Source organism: Streptococcus sp. F0442, assembly GCF_000314795.2.
In the GTDB taxonomy this organism is placed as follows: domain Bacteria; phylum Bacillota; class Bacilli; order Lactobacillales; family Streptococcaceae; genus Streptococcus.
On record NZ_KB373315.1, the window covers coordinates 366,387 to 390,841 of the forward strand.

Annotated in this window: 27 protein-coding genes; 23 read left to right on the plus strand and 4 right to left on the minus strand. The window is 40.8% G+C overall.

Annotation, left to right across the window (positions count from 1 at the left end; translation table 11 throughout):
• Positions 1-151: 151 nt before the first annotated feature.
• Positions 152-1,138 (minus strand): DhaKLM operon coactivator DhaQ, encoded by a 987-nt coding sequence (gene dhaQ, locus HMPREF9186_RS08240; protein WP_009732236.1) that lies wholly within the window; start codon positions 1,136-1,138, stop codon positions 152-154.
• 9 nt (positions 1,139-1,147) lie between these two features.
• Positions 1,148-1,684, minus strand: coding sequence for a dihydroxyacetone kinase transcriptional activator DhaS (gene dhaS / locus HMPREF9186_RS08245; RefSeq protein WP_009732237.1), 537 nt, complete (start codon positions 1,682-1,684; stop codon positions 1,148-1,150).
• Between the two features lie 137 nt (positions 1,685-1,821).
• Between dhaS and dhaK the strand changes: the two genes are divergently transcribed.
• The 22 genes from dhaK to HMPREF9186_RS08355 all read left to right on the plus strand — a co-directional run bounded on the left by dhaK (position 1,822) and on the right by HMPREF9186_RS08355 (position 19,930).
• The gene (gene dhaK, locus HMPREF9186_RS08250; protein ID WP_009732238.1) at positions 1,822-2,808 is read left to right on the plus strand and encodes a dihydroxyacetone kinase subunit DhaK; all 987 of its coding nucleotides are present in this window, start codon (positions 1,822-1,824) and stop codon (positions 2,806-2,808) included.
• A gap of 13 nt (positions 2,809-2,821) precedes the next feature.
• Positions 2,822-3,397 carry a dihydroxyacetone kinase subunit DhaL gene (gene dhaL, locus HMPREF9186_RS08255; protein WP_009732239.1) on the plus strand — a complete coding sequence of 192 codons (576 nt, stop codon included), beginning with the start codon at positions 2,822-2,824 and terminating at the stop codon, positions 3,395-3,397.
• Position 3,398: 1 nt separating this feature from the next.
• Positions 3,399-3,773, plus strand: coding sequence for a dihydroxyacetone kinase phosphoryl donor subunit DhaM (gene dhaM / locus HMPREF9186_RS08260; RefSeq protein ID WP_009732240.1), 375 nt, complete (start codon positions 3,399-3,401; stop codon positions 3,771-3,773).
• Positions 3,774-4,772: 999 nt separating this feature from the next.
• Complete coding sequence (locus HMPREF9186_RS08265) at positions 4,773-5,084, plus strand: LiaF transmembrane domain-containing protein (RefSeq protein ID WP_009732241.1); 312 nt, start codon at positions 4,773-4,775, stop codon at positions 5,082-5,084.
• A gap of 296 nt (positions 5,085-5,380) precedes the next feature.
• A complete protein-coding gene (locus HMPREF9186_RS08270; RefSeq protein ID WP_009732242.1) occupies positions 5,381-5,827 on the plus strand; it encodes a LytTR family DNA-binding domain-containing protein in 447 nt (148 codons plus the stop codon).
• Between the two features lie 4 nt (positions 5,828-5,831).
• The gene (locus tag HMPREF9186_RS08275) at positions 5,832-6,527 is read left to right on the plus strand and encodes a LiaF transmembrane domain-containing protein (protein ID WP_009732243.1); all 696 of its coding nucleotides are present in this window, start codon (positions 5,832-5,834) and stop codon (positions 6,525-6,527) included.
• A gap of 119 nt (positions 6,528-6,646) precedes the next feature.
• Positions 6,647-6,835 (plus strand): 50S ribosomal protein L28, encoded by a 189-nt coding sequence (gene rpmB, locus HMPREF9186_RS08280; protein WP_001140948.1) that lies wholly within the window; start codon positions 6,647-6,649, stop codon positions 6,833-6,835.
• Between the two features lie 142 nt (positions 6,836-6,977).
• Entirely contained in the window at positions 6,978-7,343 is a 366-nt protein-coding gene (locus HMPREF9186_RS08285; RefSeq protein ID WP_003004393.1) for an Asp23/Gls24 family envelope stress response protein, read from the plus strand.
• Positions 7,344-7,345: 2 nt separating this feature from the next.
• Positions 7,346-9,010, plus strand: a complete 1,665-nt coding sequence (locus HMPREF9186_RS08290) for a DAK2 domain-containing protein (RefSeq protein ID WP_009732244.1) — start codon at positions 7,346-7,348, stop codon at positions 9,008-9,010.
• A 283-nt stretch (positions 9,011-9,293) separates the two neighbouring features.
• Positions 9,294-9,848: an SP0191 family lipoprotein gene (locus tag HMPREF9186_RS08295; protein ID WP_009732245.1), complete on the plus strand. Its 555-nt coding sequence runs from the start codon at positions 9,294-9,296 to the stop codon at positions 9,846-9,848.
• Between the two features lie 132 nt (positions 9,849-9,980).
• The gene (locus HMPREF9186_RS08300; RefSeq protein ID WP_009732246.1) at positions 9,981-10,172 is read left to right on the plus strand and encodes a hypothetical protein; all 192 of its coding nucleotides are present in this window, start codon (positions 9,981-9,983) and stop codon (positions 10,170-10,172) included.
• Positions 10,169-10,366: a hypothetical protein gene (locus tag HMPREF9186_RS08305; protein WP_009732247.1), complete on the plus strand. Its 198-nt coding sequence runs from the start codon at positions 10,169-10,171 to the stop codon at positions 10,364-10,366. The genes HMPREF9186_RS08300 and HMPREF9186_RS08305 overlap by 4 nt, the downstream gene beginning before the upstream one ends.
• Positions 10,353-11,234 (plus strand): ABC transporter ATP-binding protein, encoded by an 882-nt coding sequence (locus HMPREF9186_RS08310; RefSeq protein WP_009732248.1) that lies wholly within the window; start codon positions 10,353-10,355, stop codon positions 11,232-11,234. Before HMPREF9186_RS08305 ends, HMPREF9186_RS08310 begins: the two co-directional genes overlap by 14 nt.
• A gap of 4 nt (positions 11,235-11,238) precedes the next feature.
• Positions 11,239-11,979, plus strand: a complete 741-nt coding sequence (locus HMPREF9186_RS08315; RefSeq protein WP_009732249.1) for an ABC transporter permease — start codon at positions 11,239-11,241, stop codon at positions 11,977-11,979.
• Positions 11,976-13,073 (plus strand): sensor histidine kinase, encoded by a 1,098-nt coding sequence (locus HMPREF9186_RS08320; protein WP_009732250.1) that lies wholly within the window; start codon positions 11,976-11,978, stop codon positions 13,071-13,073. Before HMPREF9186_RS08315 ends, HMPREF9186_RS08320 begins: the two co-directional genes overlap by 4 nt.
• 1 nt (position 13,074) lies before the next feature.
• Positions 13,075-13,674 carry a response regulator transcription factor gene (locus tag HMPREF9186_RS08325; protein WP_009732251.1) on the plus strand — a complete coding sequence of 200 codons (600 nt, stop codon included), beginning with the start codon at positions 13,075-13,077 and terminating at the stop codon, positions 13,672-13,674.
• A gap of 342 nt (positions 13,675-14,016) precedes the next feature.
• Positions 14,017-15,717, plus strand: a complete 1,701-nt coding sequence (locus tag HMPREF9186_RS08330; protein WP_009732252.1) for an acetolactate synthase large subunit — start codon at positions 14,017-14,019, stop codon at positions 15,715-15,717.
• Positions 15,710-16,186, plus strand: a complete 477-nt coding sequence (ilvN, locus tag HMPREF9186_RS08335) for an acetolactate synthase small subunit (RefSeq protein ID WP_009732253.1) — start codon at positions 15,710-15,712, stop codon at positions 16,184-16,186. Before HMPREF9186_RS08330 ends, ilvN begins: the two co-directional genes overlap by 8 nt.
• 65 nt (positions 16,187-16,251) lie before the next feature.
• Positions 16,252-17,274 carry a ketol-acid reductoisomerase gene (ilvC, locus tag HMPREF9186_RS08340; protein ID WP_009732254.1) on the plus strand — a complete coding sequence of 341 codons (1,023 nt, stop codon included), beginning with the start codon at positions 16,252-16,254 and terminating at the stop codon, positions 17,272-17,274.
• Positions 17,275-17,350: 76 nt separating this feature from the next.
• Positions 17,351-18,601: a threonine ammonia-lyase IlvA gene (gene ilvA / locus HMPREF9186_RS08345; protein WP_009732255.1), complete on the plus strand. Its 1,251-nt coding sequence runs from the start codon at positions 17,351-17,353 to the stop codon at positions 18,599-18,601.
• Between the two features lie 110 nt (positions 18,602-18,711).
• Positions 18,712-19,605: an SPFH domain-containing protein gene (locus HMPREF9186_RS08350; protein WP_009732256.1), complete on the plus strand. Its 894-nt coding sequence runs from the start codon at positions 18,712-18,714 to the stop codon at positions 19,603-19,605.
• Positions 19,606-19,714: 109 nt separating this feature from the next.
• A complete protein-coding gene (locus HMPREF9186_RS08355) occupies positions 19,715-19,930 on the plus strand; it encodes a capsule biosynthesis transcriptional regulator (RefSeq protein WP_009732257.1) in 216 nt (71 codons plus the stop codon).
• Between the two features lie 193 nt (positions 19,931-20,123).
• On the opposite strand, the gene HMPREF9186_RS08360 is transcribed toward HMPREF9186_RS08355, so the two are convergent.
• Together HMPREF9186_RS08360 and HMPREF9186_RS08365 are read right to left on the minus strand one after the other, a co-directional pair.
• Positions 20,124-20,864, minus strand: a complete 741-nt coding sequence (locus HMPREF9186_RS08360; RefSeq protein ID WP_009732258.1) for an amino acid ABC transporter ATP-binding protein — start codon at positions 20,862-20,864, stop codon at positions 20,124-20,126.
• Positions 20,864-22,426 (minus strand): ABC transporter substrate-binding protein/permease, encoded by a 1,563-nt coding sequence (locus tag HMPREF9186_RS08365; protein ID WP_009732259.1) that lies wholly within the window; start codon positions 22,424-22,426, stop codon positions 20,864-20,866. Before HMPREF9186_RS08365 ends, HMPREF9186_RS08360 begins: the two co-directional genes overlap by 1 nt.
• Positions 22,427-22,546: 120 nt before the next feature.
• Between HMPREF9186_RS08365 and HMPREF9186_RS08370 the strand changes: the two genes are divergently transcribed.
• Positions 22,547-24,454: a DUF2207 domain-containing protein gene (locus HMPREF9186_RS08370; RefSeq protein ID WP_009732260.1), complete on the plus strand. Its 1,908-nt coding sequence runs from the start codon at positions 22,547-22,549 to the stop codon at positions 24,452-24,454.
• The last annotated feature ends 1 nt before the right edge of the window (position 24,455 follow it).

The window sequence follows — 24,455 nt, forward strand, 5'->3', positions numbered from 1 at the left end:
CCTTAGATCATATGGGAATGGCTTTATCGATATTCTAGAGCAGTTTTTATTGATTTTAATATTGAAAAGGAGAATAGCTAATTAGTTTTCTTTAGGTTAGAATGTTTATTTAACTCGTCAATGGTTGCAAAGAGTCTATTATGTTTACTATTTACCATGAAGGAGCTAGAGTAGGTGCTTCTAAAGCTTCTAACCACCAATCTTCTTTAATTGGCATCAGAGTTACAGATAGTCCTCCCATATTTAAGCAAGTCATGTAGTGACCAGTTTTTACAAATTTAACTTTTACGCCTTCTAAATCTAATAATTGAAGAATGTCATTCGTAAATACTAGTTCTTCTAATTTTGATGTAGCTCCCAGGTTATTAATGAGGAGTGCAAACCTGTCACCTTTTTTACATTTGAAGTGGATGTGTAGTTTATTAATTAGTTCATTAGCGAGTAGCTCAGATGAATGAATATTTTCAGTTTTATATCCGCTTTCGCCATGAATGCCGATACCATATGAGATTTGATCGTCATCTAATTGAAACATATTTTTTTTGGTTATAGGATTCAAAACTGAGGAGGTTGCGACTCCTAATGTGGCAATATTTGCTGAAATAGAGAGAGCTGATTTTTCAATCTCTTCAATAGTTGCTCCCTTTTGAGATAAATAACCTAATAATTTGTGAAGAAAGATAGTTCCTGCGACGCCTCTATGTCTTGGTGTAAATCCATTTTTATCTACAGAAACATCATCGTGTGAAATAATGTATGCAACCTTGATATTTTCATTTTTTGCCATTTGTATGGCTTTTGAAAATTCTTTTAAGTCAGCTTCAAAATTTTTTATAATAATGAAGACACCATTCCCTTTATCTAGAAAACGAATGAGCTTAAAAATATCTTCTGCTTTAGGGGGGATGAAAATAGGCCCGCAGATAGCTCCAGAAAGCATTCCTTGGCCAATAAATCCGAAATGGGCTGGCTCATGACCACTACCACCGCCAGAAATTATAGGAACGAGGTTGCTAGATTGGTTTTGATCGTAGAGGGCAGTTGTTTTTTCTAGTTGTTTTAAATTAGGATAGATTTTTACTAATGCATCAATGCTTTGCTGTACAGTATCCTTTATATGGTTAAATATTTGTGCCATTATCAATCCTTATTTTCTTGTATTTTGCTGCGAGATTAGAATGACATATGTTCTTGCATCTAATTCTGTAATATCTGTACTATTGAAAATTATATCTTTAAAAGTTTCTGCAAGTGCATGACTGTGATAGAGAATTACAGATTCCGTTTTTAACTCAGGTGCTGTCTCAAGTCCGTATTCTTTTATAATTTTTTCAACAACTTGTCGGCAATAATCTAAGAAAAAATTTTGTATATCATTTTGTCCACTGATGTTAAAGATTTGTTTGTATAAGTTTTTATTGTAATCAAAAAAATAGAAGAGCTCTTTTACAAGTTGAAGCCCTGAAATGTATTCAAGATTATCCGTCACCTGTTCCTGTAGATCAGTTTTTAAAATCCATTCAATTAGATCAAATTTGTCTAAAAAATAATTATAAAATGTTTGTCTTCTGATACCAGATAATTCCATAATATTACTTACGGAAATTTTGTCAAATTCTTTTTTTTCAAGTAACAGCGCAAAGGTTTTAGCAATCCGTTTTTTGGTAATAAGTGATGTATGCATGGAACTACCTTCTAATCTATTATTTTAAGTATACCACATTAGTAGAGAAAGGAGGACATTCTCAAAAAATTGTCCATTCTCAAGATGTCACCTCCTCGTTATAATGTAGGTGTAAAAAAGAAAAAGGAGTATAGCTCATGAAAAAAATAATTAATGATCCCAAAAATGTTGTGAACGAAATGTTAGATGGTTTAGCTTACGTTCACTCAGATTTAGTTAAACGTGTTGAAGGTTTTAGTATCATTCAACGGACAGCAGATAAATCTGGCAAAGTTGCTATTATTTCTGGCGGTGGTAGTGGTCATGAACCATCTCATGCAGGTTTTGTAGGTGATGGAATGTTGTCAGCTGCTGTATGTGGAGCTGTATTCACTTCTCCTACGCCAGACCAAGTATTAGAAGCGATTAAAGAAGCTGATGAGGGAGCTGGTGTATTCATGGTTATTAAAAACTATTCAGGAGATATCATGAATTTTGAAATGGCTCAAGATATGGCTGAAATGGAAGGAATTGAAGTTTCAAGTGTTGTTGTAGATGATGATATTGCAGTAGAAGATTCTTTGTATACACAAGGTAAGCGTGGAGTGGCAGGAACTATTTTTGTGCATAAAATATTAGGATTCTACGCTCGAAATGGAAAATCTCTTAAGGAAATAAAAGAAATTGCAGATAAACTTGTTCCAAATATTCATACTGTCGGTTTAGCATTGAGTGGAGCAACCGTTCCAGAAGTTGGAAAGCCTGGATTTGAATTATCAGATGAGGAGATTGAATTTGGTATTGGTATTCATGGTGAACCTGGTTATCGTCGTGAAAAAATGGGACCTTCTAAAGTATTGGCTGAGGAATTAGTAAATAAATTAATCGAATCATATGATGAAAAGAGTGGTAACTTTGGTATTTTGGTAAATGGTATGGGTTCGACACCACTCATGGAACAATATGTATTTGCAAATGATGTAAACTCATTACTTAAAGAAAATGGAATTAAGGTTATCTATAAAAAAATCGGAGATCTTATGACATCGATTGATATGGCAGGTATTTCTTTAACATTGATCCGTTTAGAGGAGGAAGAATGGTTGGATGCCCTGAATTCACCTGTTACAACTATTGCATGGTAAGAAGGAGAAAATAATGAGAGCTGAAACAGCAATAAATTGGATGAATAGATTCAATGAAAAAGTTCAAGAAAAACAAGTATATCTTTCTGAGTTGGATACACCAATAGGTGATGGTGACCATGGTGGAAATATGGCTCGTGGTATGGATGCCGTTGTTAATGAACTAAAAGACAAAGAATTTAGTTCCGCAGGTGATGTATTTAAAGTAGTCTCCATGCAACTTTTAAGTAAAGTCGGAGGAGCTTCAGGACCTCTCTATGGTTCGGCATTCATGGGAATTGCAAAAGCTGAACAAGAGGGAGGAACATTTGCTGATGCCGTTAAAGCAGGTCTTGAAATGATTCAAAAACGTGGAAAGGCTGAAGTTGGCGAAAAAACAATGGTGGATGTTTGGACTCCTGTATTAAATGATGCTGAAAAAGGTCAATTGACAATTGAAAAGATTCAATCATATGTTCAGGCGACAGCACCTTTAAAAGCAACGAAAGGCCGTGCTTCCTACGTAGGTGAGCGTTCGATTGATCATATCGATCCAGGATCATATTCATCAGGCTTATTATTTGAAGCCTATCTAGAAGTGGAGGAGTAATATGTCATCCATTGGTATTTTGATAGTATCTCATTCAAAAAATATAGCTCAAGGTGTAGTTGATTTGATTTCAGAAGTCGCAAAGGATGTATCAATTACTTATGTGGGTGGTACCGAAGATGGAGGAATTGGGACAAGTTTTGATAGAGTTCAATCAGCACTAGAAAAGAATAAGGCTGATACAATATTAGCTTTCTTTGATTTAGGATCTGCAAAGATGAATCTTGAGATGGTTGCTGATTTTTCAAATAAAGCAGTGATAATAAATCAAGTTCCAATTGTGGAAGGAGCATATACAGCCGCAGCTTTGGTTCAAGCTGGTGTTGATATTGATAGTATTCAATCTCAATTAAAAGAGTTAGAAATCAATAAGTAGAAACATTACGAAAAAGCTGATATCTTCCAGCTATAGTTAGCCATTAATGGCTATAAGGTTGAAGAAGATCTACTTCCAATTTTTTGCTCTATTCATTGACGAAATGGTAACATTGAGAAAGGATAAGGTTTGTCCTTTCTCTTTTTGATGTTAAGAGTGGCTAGAATATATTTTTAAAGTTTAAATATTTATAATAGGTTGTATTAAACCAGATAAAGAATAATAAATCATAATAAGGCTATTATTTTTAAGGTTTACAAAAGGACTATTTGATTTTTACAGATCAATACCACTTTCCTATTTCATATGTATTTATTCACATTTTATGAAATAAAAAGCAGATAAAGTTTTAAAAACACATGGTATTTAACTGTTTTTAGTTTGAAAACCATACTTTTCAAACTAAGTGTTTAAGACTTTCCTTCATTTAATATCAAAATCATACCAGAGAAGCCCTTGTAACGGGCTTGTTTTTGGTTTATTCAAGTTTAAAAAAATAATAAATCGAATCAAAGTCTTTCAATTGATGACCTAGGATGATAGAGCGGGGTATGATCGAAAGTCTTAGTCTCTAACAATTATTCTTATTCTATATAAAGTAAAATAGGTGAATCTGAAGTATCCACGAAGCTGTAATAGAGTTAAATTTAAGGCCATGGATGTCCTAACGCTTGATCATGGCTATTCGATATACTGTTGACAAAATGGAAAAAAGGAGAGTCATTAAACATGGTATGAATGAAGTGAATACTTAAATAGAAGAGGCCTTATTAGAAATTTGAATTGAAATTTCTTAACTAAATAGGAATAGCTAAAGTATTTTAGGCACCCGAATTTTGAGTTTCCCTTTGGAGAAAGAGTTATTATACTCTGTTTTACCGGATAGTTCCTCAAATCGACCGCTTAGACAAAAGGTCTTGTCTCTTTTTTCTTTGTTTGTTATAGTAGGGCTATCAAAGGAAGCAAGTCGTCCTATCAAAAAAATGAAGAGGTAACATCATGAAAAAATTAATCGGTATTAGCTTTATCTTAGCAGCAGTTGCTGTCATCTTTTTCAGTCAAGTGGGTTATCCACAAATTGATGCCAATCTTTGGCCATTAGTCCCAATTGCTTTGTTTGCATTTTTTACAGTAGAGAATGTTTTGAAGAAAGATTATAAATCTAGTTTAATCTGCGCAGTTATTGGTTTAATGATTGCAAACGCGATCTACGATCTCTTGCCGGTTTCAAATGGCTTAGTGATTACAGCGGGTGTCCTCGCTTGCGTGGGTCTTAGTTTTCTTTTACCGGATAAGAATAGCAACAAATAAAGAAAGAGAGTGGGACAGAAATCGGTAATTCGTTAGAATTCGATTTCGTCGTCCCACCTCCGCACAGTTGAGTAGGGCTATAAAAGCTGATGAAATCAGCGTAGTAGAGCCCACTCAACCACTGCGTCTTGCTCGACAATCCAAAGACAATTGAGAGGCTAGGACTTTTGTCCTAGCCTCTTTACTTCTCAAAAACTACCTCTTGATGGGCAAAACGTGCCACTTACTGAAAAGCTCTTGTTTTGTTTTCAACAGCTGTTATAATGGTACTATCAAAACGTTGGGAAAGGAGTTTTATGAAAGTTAGAATCGAATTGGATCCATCAATGGACGAGCCAGAGATCTTGATTCGAGCTCCTCGCTTGACCCCGGAGTTGACCCAGCTACAAGAGAGAATTCTAGAACAAAAAGTCGCTCCATTAGCCTTCTACAAGGATCGAAGCGAGTATTTTCTAGATGTAGCATCCATCCTCTTTTTTGAGACGGATGGGGAGAAGATTTTTGGACACACCAAGGATGAGGCCTATGAGGTCAAGCAGAAGCTCTATGAGTTGGAGGAGTTGCTTCCCATCGCCTTTTGCCGGATTTCCAAATCCACCATTGTCAACGCAAAGCAGATCTACTCGTTGGAAAAGTCTTTTTCAGGGACTAGCACTGTCAGCTTCTACCAGACTCATAAGCAGGTGCACGTGTCCAGACGCTACTATCAACTCTTAAAAGAACGACTAAATGAAATGAGGTAATATCATGAGAAAAAAATTAATCGGTATATTCTTGATTCTTCTAGCAGCCTTGGTGCTTTTACAAGGCTATTTTGTAAAATGGGATATCAGCATCTGGACCTTAGCTTGGGTCACCTTGCTTGCAGTCCTGTCCCTATCTAGTTTCTTGAAACGCCATTTTGGTTGGGGCTTCATCTATGGACTTTTAGCCCTCTTTTGTCTCAATGGGCAATACCATTTTCTTCCGGTGTCCAATTCGGTGGTTATCCTTTCTTCGATTTTAGCCGTGATTGGGCTCAATATTTTATTCAGCCCCTCTAAGAAAGCAAAGGCACGTTTTGGATCTTCTTTTACTGGCTCGATGAGTAAGGCGGATGGCAACAATATTGATGTCACTTTTTCTACAGTAACCAAGTATCTCAATGACCAACACTTTACTCACGGAAGTGCAGATGTGAGTATGGGCGAAGCATCGGTTTATTTTGACAATTGCCGCATCGAAGGCCCATCTGCTCAGTTTGCGGTCGACGTTTCCCTAGGGAGTCTCAGTCTCTATGTTCCAAGCGACTGGCGGGTTCATGTCAATGTAGAAAGTTCTTTGTCAGCTATCCAACACCAGGAAAATCCAAGTGCTCTCACTAGCAAGGATTTCTATATTACGGGTGATGTTTCCTTGGGAAATCTAGAAATTATTTATGTAGGAGCGAATTCGTTTTCTTAAGTCAGAAATTGAAAAACTTTGGCCAAAAGCTTGCCAAGAGAGATTTTTTTTGGTAATATAGTACGGTATGTGGTGCTAGCACATCCGTTATATTAGATCTAATAGGAGGAAACACAGAAATGGCTAAAGTATGTTATTTCACAGGTCGTAAGACTGTATCAGGTAACAACCGTTCACACGCTATGAACCAAACAAAACGTGCCGTAAAACCAAACCTTCAAAAAGTAACTGTCCTTATCGATGGTAAACCTAAAAAAGTTTGGGCTTCAGCTCGTGCATTGAAATCTGGTAAAGTAGAACGCGTTTAATAAAGAAATAAGAACCTCCTTGAGGTTCTTTTCTTTTTCTCTAGAGACAGCTGTTACAGCGGGAGAAGAATAGTCCCTACCCTTTTACAGTTGACCTCTTTTATGGTAAAATAGAATATAAAATACTTTTGAGGTAGAAATTATGACAGTAAAAATCAATACAAAGGACGGTCAAATTGAATTGACTGATGAGGTTATCGCAACTGTTGTAGGCGGTGCTGCTACTGAGATCTTCGGTGTGGTTGGAATGGCCAGCAAAAATGCGATCAAAGATAATTTCCAAGCCCTCCTAGGGAAAGAAAACTTCTCTAAAGGTGTTGTTGTCAAAACAACGGAAGCAGGAACTATCGCAGTTGATGTTTACACTGTTTTGAGCTATGGAACAAAAATTAGCGAAGTCTCAAAAAATATTCAAGAACGTGTGAAATTTAGTTTGGAAAATCAACTTGGAATCACTACGGATACTGTGAATGTCTATATTCAAAATATCAAGATTGTGGGAGAATAATCGTGGCTAATATTACTACAAGTTTATTTCAAGAAATGGTTCAAGCGGGGGCTACGCGCTTAAATAAACAAGCGGAATATGTAAACTCTTTGAACGTCTTTCCTGTACCAGATGGGGACACAGGAACCAATATGGGAATGACCATTGAAAATGGGGCCAAAGAAGTATCGGACCGCTCTGCTTCGACTGTTGGAGAAGCAGCAGGGATCTTTGCCAAAGGTCTCTTGATGGGTGCGCGTGGGAATTCAGGAGTGATCACTTCTCAATTGTTCCGCGGTTTTTCTCAAAGTGTCAAAGACAAGGAAGAATTGGATGGAGCAGCGCTTGCAGCAGCCTTCCAGTCTGGTGTAGAAGTCGCTTATAAAGCCGTTATGAAACCTGTTGAAGGAACCATTTTGACGGTTTCTCGTGGGGCTGCCATCGGTGCCAAGAAAAAAGCAGAATCGACTAATGATGCGGTAGAAGTCATGCGTGCAGCTCTTGAAGGTGCTAAAACAGCTCTTGCTAAGACTCCAGATATGTTACCAGTCTTAAAAGAAGTTGGTGTGGTAGACTCTGGTGGTCAAGGTTTGGTCTTCATCTATGAAGGATTCTTGTCAGCCTTGACAGGTGAATTCATCGCTTCTGAAGATTTCCAAGCAACACCTGCAACCATGTCAGAAATGATCAATGCAGAACACCACAAGTCAGTTGCTGGTCATGTCGCAACGGAAGACATCACCTTTGGTTACTGTACAGAGATTATGGTGGCTTTGAAGCAAGGTCCAACCTATGTCAAAGACTTTGACTACGACGAATTCCGTAACTATTTGAACAATCTTGGAGATTCTCTATTAGTCGTCAACGATGATGAAATCGTCAAAGTCCACGTCCATACTGAAGATCCAGGTCTTGTCATGCAAGAAGGATTGAAATATGGTAGCTTGGTCAAGGTAAAAGTCGACAACATGCGCAACCAGCACGAAGCACAAGTTGAAAAAGAAGAGCGCCAAGCGAAACCAGCTGAAGCAAAAGAATATGCCATCATTGCAGTCGTTGCGGGTGACGGATTAGCGGATATCTTCAAAGCGCAAGGAGTGGATTACATCATCTCTGGTGGTCAAACCATGAACCCATCAACAGAAGACTTTGTCAAAGCTGTTGAAGAGTTGAATGCGCGCAACATCATTATCTTGCCAAACAATAAAAATATCTTGATGGCCGCTCAATCTGCAGCAGAAGTCATTGAGCAACCAGCAGCAGTCGTAGAGACGAAGACCATCCCTCAAGGATTGACCAGCCTTCTTGCCTTTGATGAAAGCAAGTCCATCGAAGAAAACTATGAACGCATGAGCGCTTCGTTAGCTGATGTTGTGTCTGGTAGTGTGACGACAGCGGTTCGCGATACCACTATCGACGGCCTTGAAATCCATGAAAATGACAATCTTGGAATGGTCGATGGTAAGATCGTCGTTTCAAATCCAGATATGATGGAAACCTTGGAAGAAACATTCGCCCATATGTTGGACGAAGATAGTGAAATTGTGACCATCTATGTCGGTGAAGATGGCAGTGAGGAGTTGGCAAACGAATTAGCCCAAGCCCTTGCTGAGAAGTATGAAGATGTAGAAGTGGAAATCCACCAAGGTGGCCAACCAGTCTACCCATACTTGTTTAGTGTAGAATAATTGAACAGAAGGTTCCTTTCGGAACCTTTTTTGTATATAGATAAACGAGGAAATTCCCTATGAAATCGGCGTGATTTGGAGGATTTTAGACGGAAGTGAACTCTCCACGGAGGCTTTATTAGTGAAGAAAAGGAGATTTTGCAAAAAGTCTCACATTCATCAGTTTTTTATTCAAATTGAAGGGCTTGAAATGAGGGGGAAATGGTTTGAAAAGTGGAGTTTTTAGACAAGAAAGACGCGATATGTTATACTGATAACAGTATGTGAAAGGAGAGTTATAAAAATGAAGAAATTTTTTGTAACCCTTGGGCTAGCCATTTTGGTATTGACTGGTTGTTCGCAATCCCAAACAAAGAAAACAACACCCGCTAGCTCTTCTAGCAGTTTCTCTGTTAAAAAAGAAGTAAAAATTGAAGAAAAAACCACAACCTTAGTTGGAGATATCAATGGGACAAAACACCGGGATATCATCAAGTCTAAGGGAGATAAGGTTGAAAACCTTCGCATCGAAGTGATAGCTGATCTCCCCCAACACCTTGGAACAATCGCTACAGAAAAGTCACCTGAAGAGCTTACAACAGCTATTCAAGCTTTGTTAGAACAAAACGAAGACTACAAGAAGTTAAAAACCGTTCCTGGTTTTAGCTTGGAATATAGCGTTACACCAGAGAAGAAATTGCTCTCAACCAGTGTGATTGACCTGAATCAAATTGATGCCAAGTCTCTAGAAGAAATTTCTTACTTCAAAGATGCTGGTCTCAATGATTTGAAGCATATGAAGGCAGATGCCTTGATTAAGGCTCTGAAGTTGCATGGGATGAAAGAAGAAGGCCAGTAAGAAGAGAAAAAGTCGAGTGAAGTTACTTGGCTTTTTTTAGTGACTTTTGTCATGTGAGCCAGTGACAAAATCATCTAGTAGCCTGTTATTCCTTTGGCTATAATATAGTCAGAAAGTAAGAGGTAAGGAAAAATGAAACAATGGTTCTATAAAGTGTTTGCGTTAACAGTGGTTGGGATGGTCGTGTATTTGATCTTTTCAAAGGATGATGGCCTCTATTACCATTTCCCTTGGGAATTATTTGCGGGGATTGGCATCATGAGCTGGGCGGTCCAGGAAGTTTTGAAAATGGTCAAGGCTGTAAAAAAGGAGATGGAGCAATGAACAAGAAACTAGAAATTGGCTGGATGTTTGCTTTATGTATGGTCCTCTGGATAACTGAGCAGATGACGGGCTGGTTTTCTGCCCATTTTCCTAGCTGGTTTTTCCAAACGGTTTGGGGAGTAACCTTGGTCGTCTTTGTCATCATTCCAGCTGGCCAAATCTGGTTGAAAGGAGAGCATCATGAGTGTCATTAGAGTAGAGAACTTGAAGAAAAGTATTAAAGGAAAGGTGATTTTAGAAGATCTTTCTTTCACAGTTGAGAGAGGAGATTGCCTGGCCTTGATTGGGCCAAATGGAGCAGGGAAGACAACCTTGATGAACTGCCTCCTAGGAGATATAAAGAAGACGGCTGGAACCATTGAAATAGAGGGAAAAGCTCCTGGACATCCTCAATTAAAGACCAGTGTCTCTTATCTTCCTCAAGAGAATGCCATTGTGCAAAAGCTAACTGTGCAGGAACTGATCAGTTTCTTTCGCTCTATTTATCCCCAACCCTTAACGGTCAATGAAATCGATGATCTATTGCGATTTAGTCTAGAACAAAAGAAGCAATTGGCCAGTAAGCTGTCTGGTGGGCAAAAACGTCTCCTATCCTTTGTACTGACCTTGATTGGTCGTCCCAGTCTTCTGTTTTTGGATGAGCCAACGGCCGCTATGGATACGTCCACTCGCCAACGCTTTTGGGAGATTGTTGAGCATTTAAAAGATCAAGGTGTGACCATTGTCTATTCTTCCCATTACATCGAGGAAGTTGAGCATACGGCCGACCGGATTCTGGTCTTGCATCAGGGGCGTTTGCTTCGGGATACGACTCCTCTCGCTATGAGAAGCGAAGAAGTAGAAAAACATTTCACCCTGCCTTTGCGCTACCAAGCTCTAGTGGCAGGGATGGACGGAATTGGTCAAGTGACGGTCAAACCAGATGCGATTCAAGTTGTGACAGGCGATGCCAATCATTTGTGGACGCGATTGCAAGAAGAAGGATGTTCGATCCAAGAGATCGAGGTCACCAATCGAAGTTTATTGGATTCTATTTTTGAAAATACAAAGGAAGTAGGTTGAGAAGATGAAACGCATGAAAGCTCTCGGCGTGGTTGAGTGGCATTTGACCAGACGCCAAGCCATTTATTACTTGTTATCAATTGGGATGCCCACGGCCTTTTATCTCTTCTTTTCAGGGATGTACCAGGACACACCAGGGGCACCGGCTCATTTTATGAGGGATTATCTCCTCTCCATGACGGCTTTTTCTATGATGTCTACAGCCCTATTTTCCTTTCCAACAGTTCTTGAAACCGATCGACTTAATAATTGGCAAAAAGTCTTGCGCCATACCCCCGTATCTATGGTAGAATATTACCTAGTGAAGGTAGCAGGTCTATTTGTAGATTTTCTTCTATCCATTGGAGTTGTCTTTACCGTAGGTCATGTAGTGCGCCATGTGAACATGACCTTGCAGGACTGGGTCTTAGCAGCTTTCCTTCTCATCCTAGGAAGTCTAGCTTTTGTAGCTATCGGTCTGGTCTTGACTCTGCTTCCTTCCAGTCAATTAATGTCGGTTGCGGGCAATCTCCTCTATATGGGACTAGCGGTCTTAGGTGGCCTATGGATGCCCATTAGTGTCTTTCCGGAATGGATGCAAGCTATTGGCAAATGCCTACCAACCTATCAATTGATGGAACTGATCAAAACCTTTTTAAATAAGGGGCAGGTCAATGTTGTTGCTAGTCTCTATTTAAGCTTGTTTACCCTGGTCTTGTTTGCTCTTGTCATCGTCTATCGTCGTCATTCTGAGGTTCGTGCATGATTGAAAAACTCAAGCGTATCCATTATATGTTTTACGCTAGCCTAGTTTTTATGGGCTTTCCATTTATCTCTATTTTATTAGGGGAGGTTCCCTACTGGCACTTCTTTTTAGCTCTCTTGTTTATTGCCTCCTATTTAGAGATTTTGATGACAGAAAACAAAAATCTGATCTGGGTTTGTTGGTTTTATCTTCTAGCCTATGTAGCAGGAAATACTCTTTATATTAATCCCAACTATTTTTGGTTTTATTTCTTCATCAGCAACTTGTTGGTCTATCGCTTTGAAATACGCAATTTGCGATCTCCCTATCTTTGGACAGTTTTTCTGTCACAATTCCTGCTTTTTGGAGTTATCTTTTTCAAACAGAGTGCGATGGAGTATGAATGGGTATTTCTAATCATCATTTTTTTCTTTACCCATGCTATGACCTACGGCATGGTCCGGATTCGGATGATAGAAGAGTTGAAAGCTGACCATGCCAAGCAAAACGCCCAGATCAATCTCTTACTGGCAGAAAACGAGCGCCATCGGATTGGTCGTGATTTGCATGATAGTCTGGGACACACCTTTGCCATGCTCAGTGTCAAGGCAGATCTGGCCGATCAATTCTTAGCATTAGGACAGCTTGAGAAGGCTAAGGAGCAGGTACAAGAGATTCAAGCCATCAGCCAAGAGTCCATGCACCAAGTCCGAGAGATTGTGGAGAACTTGAAGCAGCGAACCTTGACAAGAGAGTTAGAAACTGTCCAGCAAATGCTAGAAGTGGCGCAAGTAAAAGTGGAGATCCAAAACGAACTCGATACAGCTAGTATATCGCCGATCCTAGAGTCTGCTCTGGCTATGGTGTCTCTAGAATTAGCCACTAATATGATCAAGCATGCCAAAGCGACGGAGGCCCATCTCTCTTATCGATCCACCGAAACAGGGGTGGAAATGGTGGCAGAAGACAATGGTATCGGCTTTGATAAGGTCTCCGATAAGGATCTACACTCGATCCGCGAACGGATTGCCTTATTGGGAGGAGAGCTAGAGATCAGTCATCGTCACAAGCCAACCCGCATAGAAATACGGATCCCCTATCAAGAAAGGAAATAAGATGCGCTTATTAGTTGCTGAAGACCAAAGTATGTTACGAGATGCTCTTTGCCAGCTCTTGCTTTTGCAAGAGGACGTGGAAGAAGTCTTGCAGGCTGGAGACGGGCAAGAAGCCATTCACTTACTCGAAAGCCATCCAGTCGATATTGCTATTTTAGATATCGAGATGCCAATTAAAACAGGACTAGAAGTCTTGGAATGGGCTAAACGTCAACGACCCCAACTCAAGGTCGTCATCGTTACGACTTTTAAGCGACCAGGTTATTTTGAGCGGGCCCTCAAGGCCGGAGTCGATGCCTATGTTTTAAAAGAACGTCGCATTACGGACTTGATGGCCACCCTGCATACAGTTTTGGCAGGGCAAAAAGAATATTCTCCTGAATTGATGGAGGGAATCCTCACCCATCCCAATCCTCTAAGCTCTCAGGAGCAAGCGGTCCTAAAAGAAGTTGCCAAAGGAGCTTCTAACCAAGAAATTGCTGATCGTTTATTTCTCTCTAACGGGACCATCCGCAATTATATCTCAGCCATTCTGACAAAGTTGGATGCAGAGAACCGAACTGAGGCAGCAAAGATTGCCCAAGAAAAGGGATGGTTATAAGGAAGAAAAGAGAGTGGGACAGAAATCGGTAATTTCGTTAGAATTCGATTTCGTCGTCCCACCTCCGCACAGTTGAGTAGGTCTGTAAAAGCTGATGAAATCAGCCTAGTAGAGCCCACTCAACCACTGCGTCTTGCTCGACAATTCAAAGACAATTGAGAGGCTAGGACTTTTATCCCAGCCTCTTTTTTAATTAGACTTGTCATTTTTGTAGGAGAGCTCTCATTATTCGGATTTGGATAGAAAATTCAGAAAATTTGTGATTTTTACTTGAAATATTTCCCAAAAATGGTATGATAGTAACATGCTAATTTGATTGACAAAGTACTGGAAAGGAGAGACATGGAGAAAATTACCTTAGAAACTGCGAAAACCGGTTCGGAACTTGTCCTTGAAACCCTGCGTGATTTGGGAATCGATACGATTTTTGGTTATCCTGGTGGAGCAGTTTTGCCTTTATACGATGCTATCTATAGCTTTGAGGGTATCAAGCATATTCTTGGACGACACGAACAAGGGTGCTTGCATGAAGCTGAAGGCTATGCCAAATCAACTGGGAAGCTGGGTGTCGCAGTCGTCACTAGTGGACCGGGGGCTACCAATGCTATTACAGGGATTGCGGATGCCATGAGTGACAGTGTTCCTTTATTGGTCTTCACTGGACAGGTTAATCGCGCTGGAATTGGGAAAGACGCCTTCCAAGAAGCGGATATTGTGGGAATTACCATGCCGATTACCAAGTACAACTATCAAGTGCGTGAGACGGCAGACCTTCCGCGGATTATTACAGAAGCTGTCCACATTGCGACAACGGGTCGTCTAGGTCCTGTCGTCATTGACCTTCCAAAAGATGTCTCAGCTTTAGAGACAGATTTCATCTATGAGCCAAGAGTGAATCTTCCAAGCTATCAGCCGACCATTGAGCCCAATGAATTGCAGATTAAAAAGATTTTGAAGCAATTGAGCAAGGCTAAAAAACCAGTGCTCCTCGTTGGTGGTGGTGTCAGTTACGCTGGAGCATCAGAAGAGTTGATGGCTCTAGCTGAGCGCTATCAGATTCCAGTAGTGACCAGTCTCTTAGGTCAAGGAACGATCCCGACCAGTCATCCTCTTTTCCTTGGAATGGGAGGGATGCACGGGTCCTTCGCAGCCAACATCGCTATGACAGAAACAGATTTCATGATCAGTATTGGTTGTCGCTTCGATGACCGTTTGACAGGGAATCCTAAGACCTTTGCGAAGAATGCCAAAGTGGCTCACATTGATATTGACCCTGCAGAGATTGGTAAGATCATTGCAGTTGACATTCCAGTTGTTGGTGATGCTAAAAAAGCCTTGCAACAGTTACTGGCAGAACCAGTAGTTCATCTGAACACTGAAAAATGGATCGAAAAGGTTACCCAAGATAAGAACCGAGTCCGTTCATATGATAAGAAAGAACGAGTTGTTCAGCCACAAGCTGTGATTGAACGAGTTGGTGAGTTGACCAAGGGGGATGCCATCGTCGTGACAGACGTTGGACAACACCAAATGTGGGCAGCTCAATACTACCCATATCAAAATGAACGGCAGTTGGTGACTTCTGGTGGACTAGGGACCATGGGATTCGGTGTGCCAGCCGCCATTGGTGCTAAGATTGCCAATCCAGATAAAGAAGTCGTGCTCTTTGTCGGAGATGGAGGCTTCCAGATGACCAACCAAGAGTTGGCTATCTTAAATATCTATAAGGTTCCGATTAAGGTTATCATGCTCAACAACCATTCACTGGGGATGGTCCGTCAATGGCAGGAAGCTTTCTATGATGGACGGACATCAGAATCGGTCTTTGATAGCCTTCCAGATTTCCAATTAATGGCTCAAGCCTATGGAATTAAGAATTATAAATTTGATAATCCTGAAAGCTTGGACAAGGATTTAGAAGTCATCACAGAAGATGCACCAATGTTCATCGAAGTAGATATTTCTCGTAAAGAGCACGTTCTACCGATGGTACCTGCTGGTAAGAGTAATCATGAGATGTTGGGGGTGAAGTTTAATGCGTAGAATGTTAACAGCCAAACTTCAAAACCGGTCTGGGGTTCTCAATCGCTTTACAGGAGTCCTTTCGAGACGTCAAGTCAATATCGAAAGCATTTCTGTTGGTGCAACGGAAAATCCTAATGTATCGCGGATTACCATTATCATTGATGTTACTTCACATGATGAAGTGGAGCAAATCATCAAACAGCTCAACCGTCAGGTGGATGTGATCCGTGTCAGGGATATCACAGATAAACCGCACTTGGAACGCGAAGTGATCTTGGTGAAAGTTTCTGCACCTGCTGAGAAGCGGGCAGAGATCTTAGCCATCATCCAACCTTTCCGTGCGACCGTAGTCGATGTAGCTCCAAGCTCTATCACTGTTCAAATGACGGGAAATGCAGAAAAGAACGAAGCCCTTATTCGGGTTATTCGTCCGTATGGCATTAAAAATATCGCTCGTACCGGTGCAACCGGATTTACTCGAGATTAATTCTCGACTGGAAATAGTTATCCTCGCCTAAAAAAGGCAAAAAAAATAGAAAAGAGATTTTACTTATGGCAGTTCAAATGGAATACGAAAAAGATGTTAAAGTTGCAGCATTAAATGGTAAGAAAATTGCTGTAATTGGTTATGGCTCACAAGGACATGCACATGCACAAAACTTGCGTGATTCAGGTCATGATGTCATTATCGGTGTGCGTCCAGGTAAATCATTCGATAAAGCAAAAGAAGATGGTTTTGATACCTATACAGTAGCAGAAGCGACTAAATTGGCAGACGTGATCATGATTTTGGCTCCGGATGAAATCCAACAAGAATTGTATGAAACTGAAATTGCGCCAAATCTTGAAGCGGGCAATGCTGTTGGTTTTGCACATGGATTCAATATCCACTTTGAATTCATCAAAGTTCCAGCGGATGTCGATGTCTTTATGTGTGCACCGAAAGGACCAGGTCACTTGGTTCGTCGTACTTACACTGAAGGATTTGGTGTACCAGCACTTTACGCAGTCTATCAAGATGCTACAGGTAACGCCAAAGACATCGCTATGGACTGGTGTAAAGGTGTTGGCGCAGCACGTGTTGGTCTTCTTGAAACAACATACAAAGAAGAAACGGAAGAAGATTTATTTGGTGAACAAGCAGTTCTTTGTGGTGGTTTGACTGCTCTTATCGAAGCTGGTTTTGAAGTTTTGACCGAAGCTGGATATGCTCCAGAATTGGCCTACTTCGAAGTACTTCACGAAATGAAATTGATCGTTGACTTGATTTACGAAGGTGGATTCAAGAAAATGCGTCAATCAATCTCTAACACTGCCGAATACGGTGACTATGTATCAGGTCCACGTGTTATCACTGAGCAAGTGAAAGAAAACATGAAAGCAGTTCTTGCTGACATTCAAAATGGTAAATTTGCAAATGACTTTGTGAACGACTACAAAGCTGGACGTCCAAAATTGACTGCTTACCGTGAAGAAGCTGCGAACCTTGAAATCGAAAAAGTTGGTGCTGAATTGCGTAAAGCAATGCCATTCGTTGGTCAAAACGACGATGACGCCTTCAAAATCTACAACTAATTGTCTGTAGAAGACTAAGCAAGTTGGGACAGCCTAGCTTGCTTTTTTCATCAAAACACAGCAACAGAGGTATGAAATGATAAGAGCAAAAGATGTGGCTAAGGCCCATAAAATATTAAGAGGAGTCGTTGTTAATACGCCTCTTGAATACGACCACTATTTATCTGAAAAATATGGGGCAAAGATTTATTTGAAAAAAGAAAATGCCCAACGTGTTCGTTCTTTCAAGATTCGTGGTGCTTACTTTGCAATTTCTCAACTATCAAAAGAAGATCGTGAGCGTGGCGTAGTGTGTGCTTCTGCGGGAAACCATGCGCAAGGGGTTGCTTATACTTGCAATGAAATGAAGATTCCAGCGACCATCTTCATGCCCATTACAACACCGCAACAAAAGATCGGCCAAGTCCGCTTCTTTGGTGGGGATTATGTAACAATCAAGTTGGTCGGAGATACTTTCGATGCTTCAGCAAAGGCAGCACAAGAATTTACTCTTGCAGAAAAGCGGACCTTTATCGATCCGTTTGATAATCCAGACGTACAGGCTGGTCAAGGTACGGTTGCCTATGAAATCCTTGAGGATGCTCAGAAAGAGTCGATTGCCTTTGATGCCGTCCTTGTTCCTGTCGGTGGAGGAGGCCTCATTTCAGGTGTTTCTGCCTATATCAAAGAAACGGATCCTCGGATTGAGGTCATTGGGGTAGAAGCCGAGGGTGCCCGTTCTATGAAGGCTGCTTTTGAAGCAGGTGGTCCTGTCAAATTACCAGAAATTGATAAGTTTGCAGATGGGATTGCCGTGCAAAAGGTAGGACAATTGACTTATGAAGTGACCCGTCAGCATGTTGAAACACTTGTCGGTGTTGATGAAGGATTGATTTCAGAGACCTTGATTGATCTCTATTCCAAGCAAGGAATTGTTGCCGAACCAGCGGGAGCTGCCAGTGTGGCTTCCCTAGAAGTTTTGCGCGAATACATCAAGGGAAAAACGATCTGTTGTATTATCTCCGGTGGGAACAATGACATCAACCGCATGCCTGAAATGGAAGAGCGTGCCTTGATCTACGATGGCGTAAAACACTACTTTATCGTCAACTTCCCACAACGTCCAGGGGCCCTTCGCGAATTTGTAAATGATATCCTAGGTCCAAATGATGATATCACTCGTTTTGAATACATCAAGCGCGCTAGCAAGGGAACAGGCCCTGTCTTAATCGGGATCACTTTAGACAATAAACATGACTATGCAGGCTTGATTAACCGGATTGAGCGTTTTGACCCTTCCTTCATTAATTTGAATGGAAATGAAACCCTTTATAATATGCTAGTCTGAGGATAGTAGAGAAAGAACAGATAAGGAAGGCAATATATTTTTATGGAATATATTGCTTTTTTAGGAAGACTTGTGATATGATATGCATACATTAAAAGGAGGAATATAAAATGCCTGGATTTTTTATCTTTATTTTATTCTTACTGCTGGTAGCTGGGCTCATCGTTATTAGCTCACTTTATGTGGTCAAGCAACAATCCGTTGCCATCATCGAACGTTTTGGTCGCTATCAAAAAATTAGCGATAGTGGCATTCATATGAGAGTGCCTTTTGGCATCGATAAAATTGCAGCACGAGTTCAATTGCGCGTCTTACAGAGTGAGATCGTGGTGGAAACAAAAACTCAGGATAACGTATTTGTTACTATGAATGTGGCGACGCAATACCGAGTGAATGAAAGCAACGTAAAGGATGCCTACTACAAACTCATGCGTCCAGAATCACAGATTAAATCATACATCGAGGATGCACTTCGTTCTTCTGTGCCTAAGTTGACCTTGGATGAACTGTTTGAGAAAAAAGATGAAATCGCCCTTGAAGTTCAAAAACAAGTGGCAGAGGAAATGTCAACTTATGGATATATTATTGTTAAAACCTTGATTACCAAAGTTGAGCCAGATGCCGAAGTGAAGCAATCCATGAACGAAATCAATGCGGCGCAAAGAAAGCGTGTAGCTGCTCAAGAATTAGCAGAAGCAGACAAGATCAAGATCGTTACTGCCGCAGAGGCAGAGGCAGAAAAAGACCGTTTGCACGGGGTTGGTATTGCCGAGCAACGGAAGGCCATTGTCGATGGATTGGCAGACTCTATTAAAGAGTTAAAAGGTGCTAATGTAGACTTAACCGAAGAACAAATCATGTCTATTCTCTTAACCAACCAGTATTTGGATACCTTAAATAATTTTGCAGATAAAGAAGGGAATAATACGATTTTCCTACCAGCAAACCCGGATGGCGTAGAGAATATTCGTACCCAAATCCTCTCAGCTTTGAAAGCAAAATAACAAAATATCTGACTTTTTTAAAATTGTTCGTATTTTCAGCTGTTATGGTTGACAAAATATGCAAAAAATTTTATATTAGTATTGGAAATAATAATATAGGAGAAGTATCATGGCTAAATCGAACTTCGAAAAAGTGGAATCAGTTGTTAGTTGGGTACGTGATAAAAAGATCACTGGGTATCGTATCAGTAAAGAAACGAACGCCCGTGAAATGTCTATCATTGCACTTGCGCAAGGTCGTGCGAAAGTGAAGAACATCTCGTTTGAAACTGCGCTTGGCTTGATCGATTTTTATGATAAGAATCATCAAAAATTCGAAAATTAAAATGATATATAAAAAAGAAGGGAAAAGCATCCCTTCTTTTTATATAGTATAAATCAGGATATAGTAGGAAAGTATCACTAGCTGGATCCCTAGCTATTAAAGGATTTTAACAAGTTTATGTGTGGGATTTCACTTTTATTTAATGGTATTTGAAAACTCCCTCATCGGAATGATTCCGGTGAGGGAGTTTGTTTTAATTTAAGAACCGTTGTAAGAATTCTTTGGTCCGTTCTTCTTTTGGATTGGTAAAGATTTCTTTTGGATCACCTTGTTCAGCGATGACCCCTTTGTCCATAAAGATAACACGACTTGAGACGTCTCGGGCAAATTCCATTTCGTGGGTGACCACGATCATGGTTAGGCCTTCTTTGGCTAAGTCTTGCATAATTTTAAGAACTTCTCCGACCATTTCAGGGTCCAGAGCTGAGGTTGGTTCATCAAACAAAATGGCATCAGGATCCATAGAAAGGGCCCGAGCGATAGCCACCCGTTGCTTTTGGCCGCCTGAGAGTTGTTTTGGACGAGCAGCCCAATAAGGTTCTCCCATGCCAACTTTCTCTAAGTTTGCTTTAGCAATTTTCTCTGCTGTTTCTCTGTCCCGTTTCAGTACGGTAGTCTGAGCAACAATGGTGTTTTCTAAGACATTTAAATTTTCAAAGAGATTAAAGCTTTGGAAAACCATGCCCAATTTTTCCCGATAGTGGGTGAGATCGTAATCAGGATCGAGAACGTTCTGTCCTCGGTAGAGGATTTCTCCATCAGTCGGAGTTTCTAAGAGATTAATGGAGCGAAGGAAGGTAGATTTCCCGCTACCAGAGCTCCCGATAATGGAGATAACTTCGCCCTTCTCAACAGAAAGAGAGATGTCCTTCAAAACTTCGTTTTGACCGTAGGATTTTTTTAAGTGTTTGATTTCAAGTATTTTTTCTGCCATTATTTCACCTCTTTAACTTGCATTTGATTGGCACCAGTTGTATAGGTATCAGAGTCTAAGCGACGTTCGATGTATCGAAGGATACGGGTGATGGTGAAAGTCAGGATAAAGTAAATTACCGCAATAATGGTAAAGGTTGGGAAGTATTGGTAGTTTTGAGTTGCGACTGTATTTCCTGTAAAGTAGAGTTCAACCACAGAGATAACATTCAAGACAGATGTATCCTTGATGTTGATGACAAATTCATTCCCTGTCGCTGGCAAGATATTGCGCACGACCTGAGGGAGAACGATCTTGCGCATGGTTTGTCCATGGGTCATCCCCAGAGCGGTAGCCGCTTCAAACTGGCCAGTATCCACTGCTAAGATTCCTCCACGAACAATCTCACTCATATAAGCCCCTGTGTTGATCGAAACAATAAAGATAGCGGCCCAGGTGCGATCCAAGGAAATGTTAAAAGCTTGGGCTGAACCGTAGAAAATAACCATGGATTGAACGATCATCGGAGTTCCACGGAAGATTTCAATGTAGACATTGAGGAACCAGCCGAAGAATTTTTGTAAGGCAGCTAGAGCCTTGTTTTTAGAAGTAGGAGCAGTCCGGAAGACACCGATTAACAAACCGATGATCAAACCAGCAATGGTCCCTGTCATAGAGATTAAGAGGGTCATTCCAGTTCCTCGTAAGAACTGTGGTCCATTATCTTTCAAAATCTTCATCATTTGGCTGAAGAAAGTCTGCTCATCATCACTAGCATCGTTGGAAGCGGGTTGCTTCTCAATCATATCATCCATGAGTTTGACTTGGTCTTCAGACGAAATCTTAGCTAGTGCAGCATTGACTTGGTCGATTCGACTGTCACCCTTCTTCATCCCGATAGCAATGGTCGCATCTTCCTCCCCAACTTCAAAACCTTTTTTGAATTGGATCATCTTAAATTTTGAATTAGCAGATTCTGCTGTCAAGGCTTCAGGACGCTCAGAAACATAGGCATCGATAACGCCAGATTCTAAAGCTTGACGCATCTGGGCGAAATCCCCCATAGCGGTTTCTTGTTTGGCACCCTTGAGTTGGGAGATAAGAGAATAGAGGTAGACCCCTTGTTGAGAGGTGACCTTTGCATCTTTGAAGTCATCTAGACTAGTCGCATTGGCATAGTTTCCGTCTTTACGCACCAGCATAACCGGCTCACTGGTATAGTAGCTATTAGAGAAAGCGACCTCTTTTTTGCGCTCAGCAGTAGGACTCATTCCAGCGATGATCATATCAATTTTACCAGAAGTGAGGGCGGGAATTAGTCCGTTCCAAGATGTTTTTACGATCAGAGGTTTTTTACCTAGTCCCTCAGCAACCTTTTTGGCGATTTGGACATCGTAGCCATTAGCATATTGGTTGGTCCCGTCAATTTTCACAGCTCCATTTGCATCATCCTCTTGGGTCCAGTTGAAAGGAGCGTAGGCAGCTTCCATCCCAATCCGGAGATATTCATCTGCTTTGACTATATGGCTCATTCCCAGACACAAAAGTAGTCCTGTAAAGAGTGCATAAATTGTTTTTTTCATGTAGTCTCCTCTTCCTTTATAAATAGTATCCTCTTATTGTACAAGAATTTGTATGACTTTTCAAATATATTCTTCTTTTTATTTAAAAAATGCTATAATAATACAAAGGAGCGTGGTCAAATGAAAAAGTATTTGTATCTAGTTTTCGCCTTTCTTGCCTGCCTGTTTGTGAGTCAGAATGTCCAAGCATCGGGTCCCTCCTATGATGTCCTTTCCTACCGAGGAACACTGACTTTAAATACCTGGGATAATGCTACTTATGAGGAAGAGCTCGTCTATTATTTCAAGGGCTCCTATAATGGGCAATACGTCACTTTAGGAAGTGCTGGGCACATGCCTCAAGGTTTTGAAATTGAGATACCACCAAAGGTTGAGGTGGAAGGTCGCGAGCTTGAAAGAGAGCCTGAGATCACAAACTTAGGAGACGGCTACCGAGTGAAAATTTATAACAGCGGGGTAGCGCATGATACGGTCAAAGTGAAGGTGACTTGGAACTTGAAAAATCTTCTCTATTCACACAAGGATATCTTGCAGTTAAACTGGAAACCAATCACAGATGGCGATAAGAAGGTTGATGAAGTTCAGTTTCGTATCATTCCTAAGTTTGCACCAGCCAATGCGCAGTCGGAACTGTATATCCATACAGCCTTTATGGGACCGGATGTGACGGTAAAGAAAGAAGATGGGTATTATGATGCCACCTTCTATAATCTAGGTAAGGGGCAAGCTGTAGAGTTGTATGGCTATTGGTTGAAGTCAGACCTATCTCCCTTGTATGATTCTGGTCGAAATACAGGATTGACCAAATTGGATGAATTTCATCAGACCCAAGCCAAAATTGAACAGGAAAAATACTGGACACGGATGTTTTGGAACTGGATCTTGCCAGCGCTTATTCTTAGTCTCTGGCTTTTGGCTCTTTTGGGTCGCAATCGTTTTAAAAAAATGATTTGGCCTGGTGTTACCTATCCAACCAATACTCGGCTTTATGAGATTCCTCAGGATATCGCACCTCTGGTGATGAGTTCGGTTGTTTATTCAGCTGAATTAGATGAGGCCTCCCCTACCAATAAGGAGAAGGCAACTTCTCCGGCATTTACATTTGAAAAAATGATTCAAGCAACTTTGCTGGATTTGATGGATCGTGGAGTGATTGTCTACGAGCAGCAAGGAAATGAAGTGGTTTTGACCAGAAAGTCTCATGAACATGTGGATGATTTTGAACGCTCCTTTATGAACATGGCTTTTGGAGATCAGGTTTCCTGTCCTGTTAACCGTCTCTTTGAGAATTATGAATTCAGTGACGATATATATAAACATGCCAAAAAAGCAGATCAAGATGCTGTTCGTTCTCTAGGAAGTCGAGCTCAGGCTCGTTTTGATACGGCTGTCAACCAAGTGGCTCGAGATGTCCATCGTAAGGTAGAAGATCTCCATTTGCCAAGCTATTATCGACCTTTGGAAGCGCATGAAGAAGCACAAGCTCGACGCAGTCTTTTCTTTGGTTGGACGGCTTGGTTCTTAGCTCTTGGAGCAGAAGTTTTTGCTATTTTTGTACTGAAGTGGTTCTCTATTCCTTGTTTGATAGGGATCTTGACCCTTTGGTATCTGCCAGCACGCTTCAATGGGGTATTTAAAGCCTGCTTACGAGATGGTGTCGTTAATGGAGCAGGTGCTGAGCAACGTTATTACTGGGATAGTTTCGGCCGGATGTTGAAAGAGATTGCTCATCTTAACGATACAGAGCTACAGTCTCTGGTTCTATGGAACCGCTTATTGGTCTATGCGGCCTTATATGGTGTAGCAGATAAGGTCACAAAGGTCATGAAGCTTCGAAATATTCATTTACAAAACCAAGCCTTGGATGCTTTTGTTTATACACCGTTCTATCATGACGTGACACGTACGAGTCATGCCATGTCTACCTATGGATCAACAGCATCCACGGCCAGTCATTTCACTGTTTCCTCTGGTAGTGGTGGAGGATTCTCTGGTGGAGGAGGCGGAGGAGGCTTTGGAGCCTTCTAAT